Annotated in this window: 17 protein-coding genes; 11 read left to right on the forward strand and 6 right to left on the reverse strand. The window is 66.2% G+C overall.

Features of this window, described 5'->3' with window-relative positions; all coding sequences use genetic code 11:
• The first annotated feature begins 92 nt into the window (after window positions 1–92).
• From SLQ31_RS27115 to SLQ31_RS27145, 7 genes are all read left to right on the forward strand, one after another.
• Entirely contained in the window at window positions 93–1,010 is a 918-nt protein-coding gene (locus SLQ31_RS27115) for a hypothetical protein (RefSeq protein ID WP_319437255.1), read from the forward strand.
• Between the two features lie 8 nt (window positions 1,011–1,018).
• Window positions 1,019–1,624: a MarR family winged helix-turn-helix transcriptional regulator gene (locus SLQ31_RS27120; RefSeq protein ID WP_319437256.1), complete on the forward strand. Its 606-nt coding sequence runs from the start codon at window positions 1,019–1,021 to the stop codon at window positions 1,622–1,624.
• Window positions 1,625–2,132: 508 nt separating this feature from the next.
• Complete coding sequence (locus tag SLQ31_RS27125; RefSeq protein ID WP_319437257.1) at window positions 2,133–3,230, forward strand: hypothetical protein; 1,098 nt, start codon at window positions 2,133–2,135, stop codon at window positions 3,228–3,230.
• A gap of 90 nt (window positions 3,231–3,320) precedes the next feature.
• Complete coding sequence (locus tag SLQ31_RS27130) at window positions 3,321–3,815, forward strand: MarR family winged helix-turn-helix transcriptional regulator (protein ID WP_319437258.1); 495 nt, start codon at window positions 3,321–3,323, stop codon at window positions 3,813–3,815.
• Window positions 3,816–3,856: 41 nt separating this feature from the next.
• On the forward strand, window positions 3,857–4,633 hold the full coding sequence (locus SLQ31_RS27135) for an S-methyl-5'-thioadenosine phosphorylase (RefSeq protein ID WP_319437259.1): 777 nt from the start codon (window positions 3,857–3,859) through the stop codon (window positions 4,631–4,633).
• Window positions 4,630–5,661 (forward strand): NAD-dependent epimerase/dehydratase family protein, encoded by a 1,032-nt coding sequence (locus tag SLQ31_RS27140; protein WP_319437260.1) that lies wholly within the window; start codon window positions 4,630–4,632, stop codon window positions 5,659–5,661. Before SLQ31_RS27135 ends, SLQ31_RS27140 begins: the two co-directional genes overlap by 4 nt.
• Window positions 5,662–5,721: 60 nt before the next feature.
• The gene (locus SLQ31_RS27145; RefSeq protein ID WP_319437261.1) at window positions 5,722–6,846 is read left to right on the forward strand and encodes a nitronate monooxygenase; all 1,125 of its coding nucleotides are present in this window, start codon (window positions 5,722–5,724) and stop codon (window positions 6,844–6,846) included.
• Here SLQ31_RS27145 and SLQ31_RS27150 read toward each other — a convergent pair whose 3' ends face one another.
• From SLQ31_RS27150 to SLQ31_RS27160, 3 genes are read right to left on the reverse strand one after another with little or no spacing between them, the layout of a single operon-like run.
• A complete protein-coding gene (locus SLQ31_RS27150) occupies window positions 6,847–7,467 on the reverse strand; it encodes a TIGR03085 family metal-binding protein (protein ID WP_319437262.1) in 621 nt (206 codons plus the stop codon).
• 55 nt (window positions 7,468–7,522) lie between these two features.
• Window positions 7,523–8,521 carry a HAMP domain-containing sensor histidine kinase gene (locus SLQ31_RS27155; protein WP_319437313.1) on the reverse strand — a complete coding sequence of 333 codons (999 nt, stop codon included), beginning with the start codon at window positions 8,519–8,521 and terminating at the stop codon, window positions 7,523–7,525.
• 10 nt (window positions 8,522–8,531) lie between these two features.
• A complete protein-coding gene (locus SLQ31_RS27160; protein ID WP_319437263.1) occupies window positions 8,532–9,236 on the reverse strand; it encodes a response regulator transcription factor in 705 nt (234 codons plus the stop codon).
• A gap of 91 nt (window positions 9,237–9,327) precedes the next feature.
• Here SLQ31_RS27160 and SLQ31_RS27165 point away from each other — a divergent pair, with 91 nt between their 5' ends.
• From SLQ31_RS27165 to SLQ31_RS27180, 4 genes are read left to right on the forward strand one after another with little or no spacing between them, the layout of a single operon-like run.
• Window positions 9,328–9,984, forward strand: a complete 657-nt coding sequence (locus SLQ31_RS27165) for a glycosyltransferase family 2 protein (RefSeq protein WP_319437264.1) — start codon at window positions 9,328–9,330, stop codon at window positions 9,982–9,984.
• Complete coding sequence (locus tag SLQ31_RS27170; protein ID WP_319437265.1) at window positions 9,981–10,655, forward strand: DUF2064 domain-containing protein; 675 nt, start codon at window positions 9,981–9,983, stop codon at window positions 10,653–10,655. Before SLQ31_RS27165 ends, SLQ31_RS27170 begins: the two co-directional genes overlap by 4 nt.
• Before the next feature lies 1 nt (window position 10,656).
• The gene (locus tag SLQ31_RS27175; RefSeq protein WP_319437266.1) at window positions 10,657–11,286 is read left to right on the forward strand and encodes a class I SAM-dependent methyltransferase; all 630 of its coding nucleotides are present in this window, start codon (window positions 10,657–10,659) and stop codon (window positions 11,284–11,286) included.
• A 23-nt stretch (window positions 11,287–11,309) separates the two neighbouring features.
• Window positions 11,310–12,413 (forward strand): molybdopterin-dependent oxidoreductase, encoded by a 1,104-nt coding sequence (locus SLQ31_RS27180; protein ID WP_319437267.1) that lies wholly within the window; start codon window positions 11,310–11,312, stop codon window positions 12,411–12,413.
• A gap of 389 nt (window positions 12,414–12,802) precedes the next feature.
• Here SLQ31_RS27180 and SLQ31_RS27185 read toward each other — a convergent pair whose 3' ends face one another.
• From SLQ31_RS27185 to SLQ31_RS27195, 3 genes are read right to left on the reverse strand one after another with little or no spacing between them, the layout of a single operon-like run.
• Window positions 12,803–14,158 carry a hypothetical protein gene (locus SLQ31_RS27185; RefSeq protein WP_319437268.1) on the reverse strand — a complete coding sequence of 452 codons (1,356 nt, stop codon included), beginning with the start codon at window positions 14,156–14,158 and terminating at the stop codon, window positions 12,803–12,805.
• Between the two features lie 22 nt (window positions 14,159–14,180).
• A complete protein-coding gene (locus SLQ31_RS27190; RefSeq protein WP_319437269.1) occupies window positions 14,181–14,579 on the reverse strand; it encodes a TIGR03668 family PPOX class F420-dependent oxidoreductase in 399 nt (132 codons plus the stop codon).
• Window positions 14,576–15,448 (reverse strand): alpha/beta fold hydrolase, encoded by an 873-nt coding sequence (locus tag SLQ31_RS27195; protein WP_319437270.1) that lies wholly within the window; start codon window positions 15,446–15,448, stop codon window positions 14,576–14,578. The genes SLQ31_RS27190 and SLQ31_RS27195 overlap by 4 nt, the downstream gene beginning before the upstream one ends.
• Window positions 15,449–15,452 lie beyond the last annotated feature (4 nt).

Below are 15,452 nucleotides of genomic sequence, written 5' to 3' on the forward strand. Positions count from 1 at the left end.
TCGCTTTGCCGTTGTCGGGAGTCGCTGTCCCCGGTGCCGTTTCGAACGTTGCGGTCGAACTCGCGGCGTTGCCCAACCCCATCGCCCCCTGGGTGACTGTCTTTACCGAGGCTGTGACCAACGCGGGCGTGCTCGGCACCGCGTTGATCTCCGACCCGCTACCCGTCGCCCGTCAGGCCGCACAGAACTGGATCGGATACGGCCAGGCGACGGCGACCGCGCTCAGCGGGGTGGCTCAAGCCGGATTTGACTATCTGACGACGACGACGCCGCAGGCTCTCCAAGCGGCGGCCCAACAGATTCGCGATGGAAACCTGATCGCGGCATCGCAGATCATCACCGATCTCGTCGTGGGCGCGGTCATCAATATCGGTTATCCGGCCTTTGATCTCGTGACGATCCCCGGCCAGATCACCGATAACCTGAGCGCCGCGGTCAAGTCCGTCACCGATATCAGCACGCTGCTCAATCTGGTCATCGGTGTTATCGGGCCGGTGAGCGGGGTGATCCTGGCGGTCGGCGATACCTCGCAGCAGTTCATCGACGCGCTCGGCGTCCAGGACTACTCCGCCGCCGCCCAGGCCGTCTTCGACTTTGCGCCGCGTCTGGTCACCGCCGTCATCAACGGCTACACGACGTTGGACGGCAACGGGTATCCGGGCCTCCTGTCGCCGCCGGACGCTGGTGGCCAAAACGGCGGCCTCGCCTACTCGCTGTTGGTGACCATTCCGCGGGCGATCGCCACCGCGATCGGCGCCCCGGTACCGACCGCGCCGGCGCGGGTCGCAAAGCCCGCCACCAGCATCGAGGCAGCAGGGGCCACCGATGTCACTGACTCGACCGACGGCACGTCGTCGTCGACCACTGGTGCCTCGCAGGCGAACGGCAAGTCCAGTGCCAAGAAGTCGCCGGGTGCCAAGAGGTCGCCGGGCGCCAAGAAGGCGACCGGCGGCAAGAGTGCCCGGCCGCATGCCGGCGCGAAGCGCGGCGGCGGGAGCGCAGCCGAGTAGACCACTCGATGCATCATGACGATGCGGATAGCGGGTCCTCTGCCGAATACCCCTTGTGTCCGGGGGTAGAGGACCCGCTGCCGCGGCATGGGTGGAAACCCAACGCGGGCAATGGTCGCCGGTCCGCGTATCAGCGGTATCTGAGCCTCGGCTTCGACGAGCTCGAGGCAAGCGCCTGGCTGCAGTTCGAATCTGTCGCGATGTCCTTGCACTCCATCGTCAATCGCGGTCTGCTGCAACACCACAAGTTGAGTTTGACTGATGTTCAGCTGTTGGCACATCTGAAGAGCAGCGGCCCGATCCAGATGGGCACACTCGCCGAAATGCTGATGGTCGCCCCCAGTGCGTTGACCCAACAGATTCAACGTCTCGAGCAGCGGCGACTGGTCGGCCGAGGCCCAAGCAGTGACGACGGCCGTCGGGTGCTGGCGACGATAACCAAAGAGGGCATCAGAGCGACGACAGCCTCGCTGGAAACCTATGCCCGGTTGGTACGCGCGAATTTTCTGGATCAATTGAGCAGGCGTCAAACGATTGCGCTGGGTGACAGCTGCCGTCGGGTCGATGCCAGGTTGAAAGCCACCGATGCGGGTCCCGACCTCCCAGATGCCTAGCACCCGTGTTTGCTAAGTGAGTGTGCGCCATTGTGGTCGCCGATCGCCGCGCCAGGCGATCGGGTAACTGTGTAAAAGTTAGCCGTCCTCAGGATTCGACATCGTGGAACTGGCTACAGGCGTGACCAGCGAGTTAACTGGATTGCGACCAGCGAATTGAATTCAAAGTTTATGACGACCTGTCGGCGGCGTGCGATGGCAGCAAACTACAGACGGCTAAAATTACTGCTAGACAACCGGTTTCGGCCGCGATAGTTAATGAAATCGCAAAGAAGAACACGTTCCAGTGGGCAAATCGGGTTTTTGCTTCCTTAACTATTTCGATCATCTCAATAGCGTTGCTGGTCGCGTCGTATAACCCGCTCACCAGGGATTCTAATGGTGGCGACGATTGCGCGGGTCCAGCGGCTGCTGACGGACCCGTAAGCACTTCCGGCAATGGTCAAGGTTCACAGCTTTTCCTCAGTTAGGTTTGCCGCGTCCTAGTGAGTGACCTAAGGGAGTAATCATGCACAGTGCTGTGCGGTCATCTGTCGCAACCGGTGTCGCGTTGGTGGGAGCCGGTGCCATCGCGTTGTCGCCAATCCAGCCGGTCGCTTCGCCACTGTGGAAAGTCGATGTTCCGACAATCTCCACAGCCAGCGTCGATCTTGCTGCGGCCTACAACCCATTCGCCGCGTGGATCAACATCTTCACCACCACGGCGAGCAACGTCGGCCAGATCGGTGAAGATTGGCTCTCCGATCCCGCGCCTGTTGTGCGACAACTCGGCACCAACTGGATCGGCTACGGGCAGACCATTGCCACCGCGGCGGGCGGTGCCGTTAACGGCCTTTACACGTACCTGAGCACCACTGTGCCAAACGGGCTCAGGACGGCGTTTCAGCAACTCGCCGACGGAAACCCGGCCGACGCCGCAACCACCATCAATCAGGTGATCGGCCTCGCGCTCCTGCAAGTCGGTCTTCCCCTGTTCCCGCTTTTGGATCTGCCCCCGACGATCGCGAACAACCTGGCCGCGGTGGCCACCACGCTGTTTAACGTCCAGACGGTGTTGCCCCTCGTCGTCGGCATCCTCTCGCCGATCGAGGGCGTGATCTCGTCGTTCGGCGACAGTGCCCAGGCCGCCATTGACGCGCTCGGGACCGGCGACACCGCTGCGGCGATCGGGGCCCTATTCGACGCTGTTCCGAACGCGATCAACGTTTTCCTCAACGGGGGAACCTTGAGTCAGGCGAGCTTCGCGGGCATCTTCACGCCTGAATCGGGCGGTCTTTTGTACTCGCTTGCGGTTGGTCTACCACGCGCGATTGCCACGGCACTGGGCGCGCCCGCGGCAACTCCGCCGGCCGCGTCGAAGCAGGCCGCAGTGTCCGCCGAGGCCGAGGCCGCGGCGGGAGACGCGCCGGCCGCCAAGGCGGTCACGGGACGGGCGCAGTCGAACCGGACCGGCAACAAGGTCGGGCCTGCTCAATCGACGAACTCCGGTGCCCATAGCTCGGGCGCTTCGAAGGCGGCGGCATCCCGCTCCGCGGCAAAGAGCACAACCGGTCACGCCACCGCCAAGGGCCACGGCGCGAAGAAGGGTGCCGCGGCGGCGAAGTAGCCGACTCGGTGGGGACAACGTGAACTGCGGGCCCTCGGCCGATGGCCGGGGGCCCGCAGTTGGCATCGGTGGACACACGCGGAGGGGTCTGTGTCGACAGGTCGGCCGGAGCAGAGACTCGGCCTTGATGACGTCGAGGAGAGTGCGTGGCTCCAATTCGATTTCGTCGCCAGGGCGTTGCACGCGGTGGTCAACCGCGAACTGTTGGAGCACCATCGGCTGACGCTGGCGGACGTCCAACTGCTGGCGCACTTGAAGAGCCATGGCCCCAGTCAGATGGGCTGTCTCGCCGAGATGCTGATGGTCACGCCCAGTGCGCTGACCCAACAGGCTCAGCGTCTCGAGCGCCGGGGGATGCTCCGGCGGTGTGCCAGCCACAAGGATGGGCGCAGGGTGATGGCGGTGATAACCCGCGAAGGCTTCACATCGGCGACCGATGCCCTCGAGACCTATGCGCGGCTGGTGCGGAAGCACTTTCTCAGTGAATTCAGCAGGCGTCAGATGATCGCGCTGGGTGACAGCTGCCGGCGGATCGGCACCAGGTTGAAAGCGACCGATTCGTCCCTCGACCTGCCGGATAGCTGACGCGACAAGGGTTGCCGACCTCGATGCAGCACAATGGTCGGATGCTCGGAGTCATCGGTGGCAGCGGCTTTTATACGTTCTTCGGATCCGATGCGCGCAGCGTGAACCTCGACACCCCGTATGGCGTGCCGAGTGCGCCGATCACCGTGGGTCGCGTCGGCCAGCACGAGGTGGCCTTCCTGCCGCGGCACGGTCTGAGTCACGAGTTCTCGCCGCACACTGTCCCGTACCGGGCCAACATGTGGGCGCTGCGAGCTCTCGGGGTGCGACGGGTGTTCGGGCCGTGTGCCGTGGGCAGTCTCACGCCGGAGCTGGGGCCCGGCGCCGTCGTCGTGCCCGATCAGCTGGTGGACCGAACCCGGGGCAGGGACGACACCTACTTCGATTCCGGCGGTATCCATGTCGGGTTCGCCGACCCGTACTGCCCGACGCTGCGCGCTGCGGCCACCGGCCTGCCCGGGGTGGTCGACGGCGGCACGATGGTGGTGGTGCAGGGGCCGCGCTTCTCCACCCGCGCCGAGAGTCAGTGGTTCGCGCGCGAAGGGTTCACCCTGATCAATATGACCGGATACCCCGAGACTGTTTTGGCGCGCGAATTGGAAATGTGTTATGCGGCAATAGCTTTGGTGACCGACCTGGATGCCGGTGTCGATGTCGGGGCCGGCGTGCGGGCGGTCGACGTGTTCGCCGAATTCGAGAAGAACATGGGGCCGTTCAAGAAGCTGGTGCTGGAAGCGATCGACCAGGTCGACTCCGAGCGCGTCTGCACGCATTGCCTCGCACACGAAGGTGTCGAGTTACCGTTTGACCTGCCGTGAGAGTGTTACTCACCGGCGCAGCCGGATTCATCGGGAGCCGGGTGCGAGCCGCCCTGGTTGCCGACGGGCACGAGGTGGTTGCGGCCGACATCATGCTCGACGCCGCGCACGGTCCCGACGCCGCGGTGCCCGACGATTGTCACCCGGTCGATATGCGTGACGCGAATGCGTTGGCGCGCTTGCTATCCGGTATCGACATCGTCTGCCATCAGGCAGCTGTGGTGGGCGCCGGGGTCAACGCTGCCGACGCGCCGTCCTATGCCGGTCACAACGACTACGGCACTGCAGTGCTGCTGGCGCAGATGTTCGCGGCCGGGGTGCAGCGGTTGGTGCTGGCCTCGTCGATGGTGGTGTACGGCCAGGGTGGATACCAGTGCCCGGTGCACGGTGTGGTCGAACCGCTGCCGCGAACACGCGCCGATCTCGACGCCGGGGTGTTCGAGCATCGCTGTCCGCTCGGCGGGGAGGAGCTGGCCTGGCAGCTGGTCGGTGAGGACGCGCCGCTGCGCCCGCGCAGCCTGTATGCCGCCAGTAAGACCGCCCAGGAGCACTACGCGCTGGCGTGGGCGGAGTCAACGGGCGGCTCGGTCGTCGCGCTGCGCTATCACAACGTCTACGGCCCCGGCATGCCACGCGACACCCCGTACTCAGGGGTGGCCGCGATCTTCCGGTCGTCCCTGGAAAAGGGCGAGCCACCAAAGGTTTTCGAGGACGGTGGGCAGATGCGGGACTTCATCCACGTCGACGACATCGCGGCCGCCAATGTCGCAGCGGTCGGCTATGAGGCGGGCGGGTTCCTGGCCGCCAACGTCTGCTCCGGCCGGCCGGTCTCGATCATGACGGTGGCCACCCGCCTCTGTGAGGCTCGCGGCGGACCCGCGCCGGTGGTCACCGGCCAATACCGCAGCGGCGATGTTCGCCACATCGTCGCCGATCCCGCCCGTGCGAGCGAAACACTGGGCTTTCGGGCCGCGATCGACCCGGATCAGGGGTTGCGGGACTTCGCCTTCGCGCCACTGCGCGGGTAGCGGGCAGCACTTCCCAACCCGGTGGTTGGTCGAGACGTGATTCCGGCGCATACTGGGCTCGTGAAGACCGAGATCTGCGACCAATTCGGCATCGAGTTTCCCTTGTTCGCCTTCAGTCACTGCCGCGATGTCGTTGCGGCGGTGACCAACGCGGGCGGCTTCGGTGTCCTGGGTGGCACCGCGTACCGCCCCGATCAACTCCACCAGGAGCTGAACTGGATCGACGAGCAGGTCAAGGGGAGGCCCTACGGCGTCGACATCATCGTGCCGGCCAAGTTCGAGGGCAAGGGCGAGAGCCTGTCGTTCGATCAGCTCACCGACCGCATCCCCGCAGACTTTCGTGGGTTCATCGACGAGCTGCTGGCCGCACATGACATCGACATCAGCGACCAGCCGCGGGTGGCCGCGTCGTCGCTGAGCGGGGACACCGGCGCGAGCCTGCTCGAAGTCGCACTGGATCATCCGATCAAGTTGATGGCTAACGCACTTGGCGTACCACCGGACTACATGATCGAAGCCGGCAAGCAGACCGGCATCCCGGTTGCCGCACTCGTCGGCGCCAAGGAGCATGCCATCAAGCAGGTCAACGCGGGCGTGGACCTGATCGTCGCGCAGGGCACCGAGGCCGGTGGGCACTGCGGTGAGGTGACCACGCTGGTGCTCATCCCCGAGGTGATCGAGGCCATCAAGCCGATTCGTGAAGTGCCCGTGCTGGCGGCCGGCGGGATCGTGACGGGGCGGCAGATGGCCGCGTCGGTGGCGCTGGGTGCCGCAGGTGCCTGGACGGGTTCGGTGTGGCTGACCACCGAGGAGGCCGAGACCGCCCCGCACACTGTGCAGAAGTTCCTGGCCGCGACGTCGCGGGATACGGTCCGGTCTGCAGGACGCACGGGAAAGCCGTCGCGGCAACTGGTTTCGGATTGGACCGATGCCTGGGCGCCGCATGAGGGCGGTCGCCAGCCATTGCCTCTGCCGCTGCAGAACATGATTGCCGAGCCGGTGCTGCGCCGGATCGACAAGCTGGCCGAGGGCGGCCATCCGGGGGCTCAGGCGTTGGCGACGTACTTCGTCGGCCAGGGTGTGGGCCTGATGAACAAGGTCAAGCCGGCCCGCGAGGTGGTCTTGGAGTTCATCGAGGACTACCTCGCCGCCGCCGAGCGGTTGAGCAGATCACTCGGCGACTGATCACAAACCCTTAGGCGCGTCCTGCACGGTGCGGACGACCTCCGGATCGCCGGTGTAGTCCACGCGGGCCAGCCGCCCGGTCGAGAACAGCAGTAACTCCTCGGGCGCGCCGGTCACCGTGACCGCCGGGCCGTGGCCGGCGATCAGCACGGTCTCACCGTCCGGGGTGCGCAGCTGCACTCGTGCGGGCATCTTCGACAGGGTGAGCCGGGCCATCATCTTCAGGGTGCGGCGGAGCTTGCCGGTCAGGTCGGATTCCAGGCTCCGCGGTTCCCAGTGCGGCTGGGCGCGGCGAATGTCCTCGTGGTGGATGAACATTTCGGCGACGTTGGCCACCGAGTCGACAAGCTTGAGCGGCGAATAGAGCGGCGGGCCCGCGGCCACCTTGCCCACCAGGTCGTCCCATTCGGTGTGCTCGGCCACGTCATCTTGGACGCGCGCGGTGTGGCCCGCGAACCGAGGGATGAGGATGCCCGGTGCGGCGTCGACGCGATATTCGCGAACCATCAAGTGCGCGGCGAGGTCTCGGGCGTCCCACCCGTCGCACAAGGTGGGTGCGTCGGGTCCGACGTCGCGTAGGGCGGCGACCAGGGCTGCGCGTTCGCGTTGGGCTACGGACATCTCGATCTCCCTTTTCGCTGACGGCGACTGCCGACTCGTTCAGGCTACCGACCGACTACTCGGCCAGCGGCAACCGGACCTCGAAACGAGCACCGGACGCGGTGTTGAGCGCCGACAGTGTCCCGCGGTGCGCCGCGACCAGCCCGGCCGCGATCGCCAAGCCCAGGCCGGAGCCGCTCGGCAGCGACGAATCCTCCCGCGGAATACGGCTATTCGAGCCGCGGTAGGCGATGTCGAAGACCCGCGGAAGATCCGCTTCGTGGATGCCGACTCCGGTATCGTCCACCCGCGCCCACACACCGTCCGCGTCGGTACCCAGCGCCAACGTCACCGTTCCGCCCGACGGGGTATGCGCGATCGCGTTGGCCACTAAGTTGGACAACACGCGCACCAGAGCGCGGTCGCTACCGATAACGGGCACCGGGTCGGCAGGCACCGCTGCTACCAGGCTCACCCCGGCGCGCTCCGCGGCGATCTTATGGGCCGCCATCACGTCGTCGATCACCTCATCAAGCGCCACCTTCTCGTATGGCGTCTGGACCGCACCGGCGTTGATCTTCGACATCTCGAACAGATCGTCGACCATTTCGGAGAGCCGGATCGATTCGTGCTCAATATGTTTGGCTTGCAGAGCAATTTCGTCACCGCTCACCACCCCGTCGGCGATCGCCTCGGACAATGCCTGGATGCTGGCCAGGGGGGTGCGTAAGTCGTGGCTGACGAACGCAACCAGCTGCCGTCTGGACTGCTCGGCCACCCGCTCGGCCTCGCGAATCTCCTTTTCCCACACCGTCCGTCGAGCCTGGTAGCGGGACAGCATCACCGCCGCGGGCACTGTCACGATCGCCACGATGAGCAACACGACAGCGATCGACGCGAACGTACTGGTGATCATGAATCCGCTGGCGCCCAGCACGCCGGTCAGGGTGGCCAGTGTCGGGATCAGCACCAGCACCGCCATGGTGACCGTCATCGACCAGGATCGGGCGAGCCGGATGACGAGTGCACCGATCACGACGACGGGCAGCGAACACGCCAGTGCCAGGACCGCCATCCGGGCCAGGTCATGCGGTGGCACGGTCACCGCCGTCGGCCGCCGAGCGCCACAGATAGCCACGTCCCCAGACGGTTTGCAGACGGTGTTGCTCGCCGAGCTTGGATCGCAACCGCTTGACGTGCACCGTGACCGTCGACAAGTCGCCGAATTCCCAGTGCCACACCAGCTGCAGCAACTGCTCGCGGGAGAACACCGTGTCGGGATGGGTGAGGAAGAACAGCAGCAGCTCGAATTCGCGGTTGGTCAGTCCCACCGGCTTGCCTGCGATGTGGACGGCGCGCGACGCGGTCGACACCGTCAGATCACCCATGGTGATCTCCAGCGGGAGCGGCGTCGCGGGCGACGGCGCGCGCCGCAACACCGAACGCACCCGCAGCGCCAACTCCCGCGGGCTGAACGGCTTGGTCACGTAGTCGTCGGCGCCGGCTTCCAGCCCCGCGATGCGGTCGTCCTCTTCACCGAGCGCAGTCAGCAGGATCACCGGCACGCTGAAGTCGCCGCCCTGGCGCAGCGTCCGGCACAACGACAAACCGTCCGGTCCAGGCATCATCACATCCAGCACCGCCACGTCGATGCGCTCGGTACTCAGCACCCGAAGCGCCTCGCCACCGTCGTTGGCGACCGTCACTTCCAGGCCGTCCCGCTCGAGATAGCGACGCACCACATCACGCACGACGGTGTCGTCGTCGGCGATGAGAACCCGGACCGGCATAGCTGAAGGTTAACGAACACCGTCCTCCACCAGCGTCGATGTCATTGTTTTGTCATCCGCCCGTGCGTATATCCGCATTAGGTTGAGCCCTATGCCCGAGCGTCCAGTCACGGTGGTGCTCCCTTGCCTGAATGAGGCGGAGTCGCTGCCGGCCGTGCTGGCCGCGATACCGGCTGGTTATCGCCCTCTGGTAGTCGACAACAACAGCACCGACGAGACTGCCGAGGTCGCCCGACGGCACGGCGCCGACGTGGTCGACGAGCCCCGGCCCGGTTACGGATCGGCCGTACACGCCGGGGTGGTCGCCGCCCGCACACCGATCGTCGCCGTGCTTGACGGCGACGGTTCGCTGGATCCGGCCGATCTGCCGCGATTGGTCGCCGAGCTGGATCGCGGAGCCGACCTGGTGACCGGTCGCCGCCGGCCGGTACGAGGCCTGAAATGGCCCTGGCATGCACGGTTGGGAACCGCGGCCGTGTGCTGGCGGCTGCGCACCCGGCACCGGCTTCCGGTGCATGACATCGCCCCGATGCGGGTGGCCAACCGTGACGCTTTGCTGAGGCTCGGAGTGACCGACCGCCGGTCGGGGTATCCGCTCGAATTGCTGGTCCGCGCCGCGGCCGCGGGATGGAGCGTGGTGGAGGTCGACGTCGACTACGGGCCGCGTACCGGCGGCAAGTCGAAAGTCAGTGGGTCGGTGCGAGGAAGTCTGACCGCCGCCGTCGACTTCTGGAAAGTCATCTCGTGACGCCAAGCCCGGACCGGTTAGCTGTCACCGTGCTGGTGGTGGCCAAGGCTCCGGTGCCCGGGCTGGCCAAGACCCGGTTGGCCGCCACGCTGGGGGAGCGGGCCGCCGCTGACATCGCCGCCGCGGCGCTGCTGGACACTCTTGACGCGGCAGCGGCGACCCCGGTTACCCACCGAGTGGTCGCCATGACCGGTGACGTGGAGCAGGCCTGCCGGGCCGGCGAGATTCGCGACCGGCTCGCCGCCTTCACCGTGATCGGGCAGCGCGGCGACGGCTTCGCCGACCGCCTGGCCAACGCGCACGCCGATGCCGCGGCGACCGCACGCCAGCCGGTGCTGCAGATCGGGATGGACACCCCGCAGGTGCGCCCCGAACTACTCGCCGAGTGTGCCCGGCAGCTGCTGACTGCGCCGGCGCTGCTCGGACTGGCCTGGGACGGCGGATGGTGGGTGCTCGGAGTCGCCGACGGCGCGACCGCCAACTGCGTACGGAACGTGCCGATGTCGCTGCCCGACACGGGCGCATTAACGCTCGCCGCGCTGAAGCACACGGGTATTTCCGTGAGCCTCGTTGAAGAGCTGCGCGACGTCGACACCGTCGACGACATCCCGCCGGTCCGCGCGGAATGTTCGGCATCAAGCCGGTTCGCGCAAGTCACCAAGGGGATATGACATGTTGGGACAGCTGTACGACCGCGCATTGATCGGTGAGCGATGTTGGCTGCGCCACGATGACGGCCAACGCCACCGCCTGCCGGTGAACAGCTGGCTCGGTGGTCACGGCGCAGACGCCGTGTTCGATGCGGGTGTGGTGGCGCTGTGCGACGGGCCGACGATCGACTTAGGTTGTGGCCCAGGGCGATTGGTGGCCCATTTGATTCAGCGCGGCATTCCGGCTCTCGGGGTCGATCAGTCGGCGACGGCGGTACGCCTGGCCCGGCGCAGTGGCGCCCCCGCGCTGCTGCGCGATGTGTTCGACCCACTGCCCGGCACCGGTCGTTGGCAGACGGTGCTGCTCGCGGACGGCAACGTCGGTCTGTCCGGCGATCCGCGCCGGGTCCTGCGGCGGGCCCGTGAGTTGTTGCGCGTGGGCGGTCACTGTGTCGTCGAATTCGATCCGAGCACAGCGGGAGTACGGACCAGCTGGGTTCGACTGGAATCCTCCCGCACTGTCGGGCCCTGGTTCCGGTGGGCCTCAGTCGGTGTCGATTGTGCGGCCGCATTGGCCGCGGAGGTTGGTCTGGCGTTGGTCGGGTTCCACCCGATCGGCGAACGTGTCGTGGCTACACTCACGCTGGCGTAACGCCGCAGATAGGGAAATCCACTATGGCTTCCTTACGTGGGACGGCGGTGACGGCCCGAGTCGGGGTAGCCCTCGGTGTTGCGGTGTCTGTCTGCTTCGCGACGGGTTTGATCAGCCATTTCATCCAACACCCGCAGCCGTGGTTCTTCTGGCCGACCCGACCCGTCTGGCTGTACCAGCTGACTCAGGGCCTGCACGTGATCTCGGGTATCGCCGCGATTCCGCTGCTGCTCGTCAAATTGTGGTCGGTCTACCCCAAGCTGTTCGAGCGGCCCATCATCGGTGGACTGACCCGTCAGATCGAACGGGCTTCGATCCTGGTTCTGGTGGGCGCCATGATCTTTCAGCTCTCCACCGGAGTTATGAACATCGCGCAGTGGTACGCGTTCAAGTTCTTCTTCACCACCAGCCACTACGCGATGGCCTATGTGGCGGCCGGCGCGGTGATCGTGCATATCGGCGTTAAATTGCCGGTGATCCGCCGGGCCCTCGGCGAGCCACTCGAGGAGATCCCGACCGGTGAACCGCGCAAGGGCCCCAGTAGGCGTGCCGTGCTCGTCGGAACCGGACTGGCCGTTGGCGTAGCAACGATAGTGACTGCCGGACAGACGATTCCATGGTTGCGCCGCGTTTCGCTGCTGGCACCCCGGTCGGGCGACGGCCCCCAGGGCGTCCCGGTGAACCGGTCGGCGTTCGCGGCGGGTGTACTGGGCAGCGCGCGATCATCCGACTACCGGCTCACCGTGGTCAATGGGTCCACCGTGAAGGCGTTCACCGTCGACGAGCTCGCGGCGATGCCGCAAACCACCCACCGGCTGCCCATCGCGTGCGTCGAGGGCTGGAGTGCCACCGCCAGCTGGACCGGGGTTGTGCTGGCCGATCTGCTCAAACAGGTCGGCGGTAAACCGGATTCCGATGTCCGGATGATCTCGCTGGAACCACCGGGACCGTACTCCCGGACCGTACTGCCCGCACGTCACACCCGGGATTCGCAGACGCTGATCGCGCTGAAGCTCAACGGCGAAATCCTGGACCTCGACCACGGCTACCCATGTAGGCTGATCGCGCCGACGAGACCCGGTGTGCTGCAGACAAAATGGCTGTCCAGAATCGAGGTGGTGGTGTGACGTCGACACGGGTGTTTCTGGTCGCCCTCGGGCTGGCGGTGGGCGTCTACGGTGTCATGCTGGTGGCGGACAACTCACCCGATGTCATATTTCGCATCGTCGTGTGGGCGTTGATCGGGGTGTTGCTGCACGACGCGGTGTTCGCGCCGGTGTGCCTGGCACTCGGCTTCGCCGGGCGGCGCCTGCTTCCGAGTAAGTGGTGGACGCCGGTTCTGGTGGCCGCCCTGCTGACGGTTGTTCTGGTGTTGCTGGCGATTCCGGTCTACGACAAGCCGGGACTGCACCTGGACAACCTCACCGTGCTGGACCGCAACTACGAAGCCGGTTTCTGGATCGCGCTGGGCGTCGTCTGGGGCGCCACGCTGCTCTACCTGATCGGTGACCGGGTGCTACCAGTTGGTCAGGATGACGTGGTTGAGAACCAGGGCCCCGATCACGTTGAGGCCCAACCACCATCGCTGGGCCCGGACGGGAAGCAGGGCACCGGCAGCGGTCAGCCAGACCTCGAACGGTAACCAGATCCGTTCCGTCTCGGCCTTGGACAGCATCGACAGGTCAGCGAACACGATCGCGGCCAGCGCGGCCAGCACCAGCAAGTGCAGTCCGGAGCGCCGCCTGATCGCCGCGATGTCGAACACCCGGCCCACGCCCGCGACGCTGCCCAACCCGATCGCGCACACCACCGACGCGAGGTTGGCCCAACTCCAATACTGGAACGGTCGATTCAGCGCGATCCCCTGCCAATAGCGCTGCTGGACAAGGGTGTATCCGTCGAACCACCAGAATCCGGCGATGACGAAAGCGCCAACCACCGCCAGTGCGGCCAGAGCTGCGGGAACCAGCGCACGAACCGCGTCCCGCCAGGACGTCGCGCAGATCAACACCGCCACCGCGGGAAGGGCCATCAGCGCCAGCCCATAGTTGAGGAAGATCGCCCAGCCCAGCACCAGACCGGCTGCACCGGCGGCCAGCTCCGGCCAGCGCACGGTTCGGCGAACTGCCAACGCCAGCAACGCAATACCCCACGCTGCCACACCGGCGAAGTAACCGTCGGCCGACACTGCGATCCAGATCGCGGTCGGTGCAACGGCGACGAACGGCGCCGCCAGCCGAGCGGTCTCTTCGCCGCTGAGGGCCCGCACGGCCACCAGGATCGCGGCGGCGGCCGACGACCCGAACAGCAGGCACCACAGACCTGCCCACGCGCCGCCGCCCAGCCCGATGCGGTCCAGCCAGACGAACGTCAACAATGCACCGGGTGGGTGCCCGGACACATGCGTGATCCACGAATTCGGTTGGAAATCAAGAATTCGGCTGGAGAACGTGCGGACAGCTTCGGGGATGTCGGTGATCGTCGGAACCTGGTTGAGGTACTCGTGGCGGGCGGTCAGGCGGCCGGCGAACCCGCGTTGCCAGCCGTCGATCATCGCCAGGGCGAACGCCCACGACAGCGACGTCGCCCACACCGTCAGCGTCAGCCACCGCCAGGACAGCCGCTTCGCGGTCGAGGCTCCCCACACCACCGCCGCCGTGCCGATCAGGATCGCCGGGATCGTGCCCCAGCCGACATGGGCGTTCCACCAGCCGAAAATCGGCGCGGTGCCGGCGAAGTCCTTGATCTGCTGCGGTGTGCTGTTGATCAGCGGCGTGACGATGCCGAGGTGCAGGTGCGGAACGGCGAACGCCGCGGCCACCAGCAGCACGCCGACGGAGACCGCGACCGCTTCCTTGCGACCGATGCTCACAAGTCTCCAGCGTACGGGCGGCTCAGCCGTCCCAGGACGACCACTGATCGACGTCCACTGCGATCACTGGGCCGTCTAGCGGAACATATTGATATTGAGGGTATTTCGCACGCAGCAGCTCATAGCCCCGTTCGCACGACGAACCGCTGTGATGAATTTCCGCTATTCCGTCGGCCCGTACCCACCACAGCTGCGACCAGTCGTCGTCGTAGTGATCGACCAGGATGCTCACCCGGGGGTTGGCCTCGATGTTGGCCAACCTCCGCAGTTTGTGGCTGGTTTTCGGCTTGCCGTCCACGGCGGTGTACACGCATGCCTCGGCCACGGCGAACACGATCGGCACCAGATGCGGGGGACCGTCGGGAGTGACGGTCGCCAGCCTGGCGATCTTCGCGGTGGCGAAGCGGTCGGGTGCGTTCACACCTGGGTGGCGGGCTGCTCGATGTCGGCACCGGTGCTGGTGGAGATGAAGTCGTCGATCAAGTCGACCACTTCGGTGGGCCGCTCAACCTGCGGGAAGTGCCCGACGCCAGCCAGCACCTCGAGCCGCACGTCGGGCCGCGCCTCGTACGCGGCATACGCGTGTTCGACGGGAATGATGGCGTCGTGATCGCCCCAGATCACCATGACCGGCACATTGGCGACGTTCAGCCGGTTCAGCGCGCTGACGGCCTGCCCGCGGTAGTCGACCACGGAGCGCAGCGTGCGCAGGAACGCCTGCCGCGTCTCGGCATCGGCGAAGGAACTGTAGGCATTCCAGATCTCCGAGCCACGGGGCGACTGAACGCCCAGCTTGCCGAACAGCGACCGCACTTTCTCACCGGCGGTCAGCACCGGTCGGGGCGCGATGAGCGGCATGATCAGCTCGGCGCCGGGCGCCGACAGCAGTCGTAGCGTCCAGCCGACGTCCGGCCCCAGTCCGCCGCTGTTCATCAGGATCAGCCGTCGGCAGTAGTCGGGGTGCTGGTAGACGAATTGCATTGCGATCCCGCCGCCCAGCGACTGCCCCACGACGGTGACGTGCGTGACCCCGAGTTCGTCGAGGAGGTCGCGCAGCGACACCGCGAACGCACCCAGCGAGTAGTCGCTGCGTGGTTTGGCCGAGCTGCCGTGACCGAGCAGGTCAGGGGCGATCACCCGGTACTTGCGCGATAGCGGACCCAATACCGAGCGCCAGGTCTGCGAGCTGCCTGCCATGCCGTGCAGCAGCAGGATCACTTCTTCGCCGTGGCCTTCGTCCAGGTAGGCCACGCGGTTGCCGTGGAGGTCGAGATACTTCAGCTCTTCCATGATT

This window comes from Mycobacterium sp. RTGN5 (assembly GCF_033804465.1).
In the GTDB taxonomy this organism is placed as follows: domain Bacteria; phylum Actinomycetota; class Actinomycetes; order Mycobacteriales; family Mycobacteriaceae; genus Mycobacterium.

Bases quoted from the DNA above. Each gene is read 5' to 3' on its own strand.
- SLQ31_RS27120 (WP_319437256.1), top strand. From the start codon at position 1,019: ATGCATCATGACGATGCGGATAGCGGGTCCTCTGCCGAATACCCCTTG.
- SLQ31_RS27125 (WP_319437257.1), top strand. From the start codon at position 2,133: ATGCACAGTGCTGTGCGGTCATCTGTCGCAACCGGTGTCGCGTTGGTG.
- SLQ31_RS27135 (WP_319437259.1), top strand. From the start codon at position 3,857: ATGCTCGGAGTCATCGGTGGCAGCGGCTTTTATACGTTCTTCGGATCC.
- SLQ31_RS27150 (WP_319437262.1), bottom strand. From the start codon at position 7,467: ATGTCCGTAGCCCAACGCGAACGCGCAGCCCTGGTCGCCGCCCTACGC.
- SLQ31_RS27155 (WP_319437313.1), bottom strand. From the start codon at position 8,521: ATGGCGGTCCTGGCACTGGCGTGTTCGCTGCCCGTCGTCGTGATCGGT.
- SLQ31_RS27160 (WP_319437263.1), bottom strand. From the start codon at position 9,236: ATGCCGGTCCGGGTTCTCATCGCCGACGACGACACCGTCGTGCGTGAT.
- SLQ31_RS27165 (WP_319437264.1), top strand. From the start codon at position 9,328: ATGCCCGAGCGTCCAGTCACGGTGGTGCTCCCTTGCCTGAATGAGGCG.
- SLQ31_RS27175 (WP_319437266.1), top strand. From the start codon at position 10,657: ATGTTGGGACAGCTGTACGACCGCGCATTGATCGGTGAGCGATGTTGG.
- SLQ31_RS27180 (WP_319437267.1), top strand. From the start codon at position 11,310: ATGGCTTCCTTACGTGGGACGGCGGTGACGGCCCGAGTCGGGGTAGCC.
- SLQ31_RS27195 (WP_319437270.1), bottom strand. From the start codon at position 15,448: ATGGAAGAGCTGAAGTATCTCGACCTCCACGGCAACCGCGTGGCCTAC.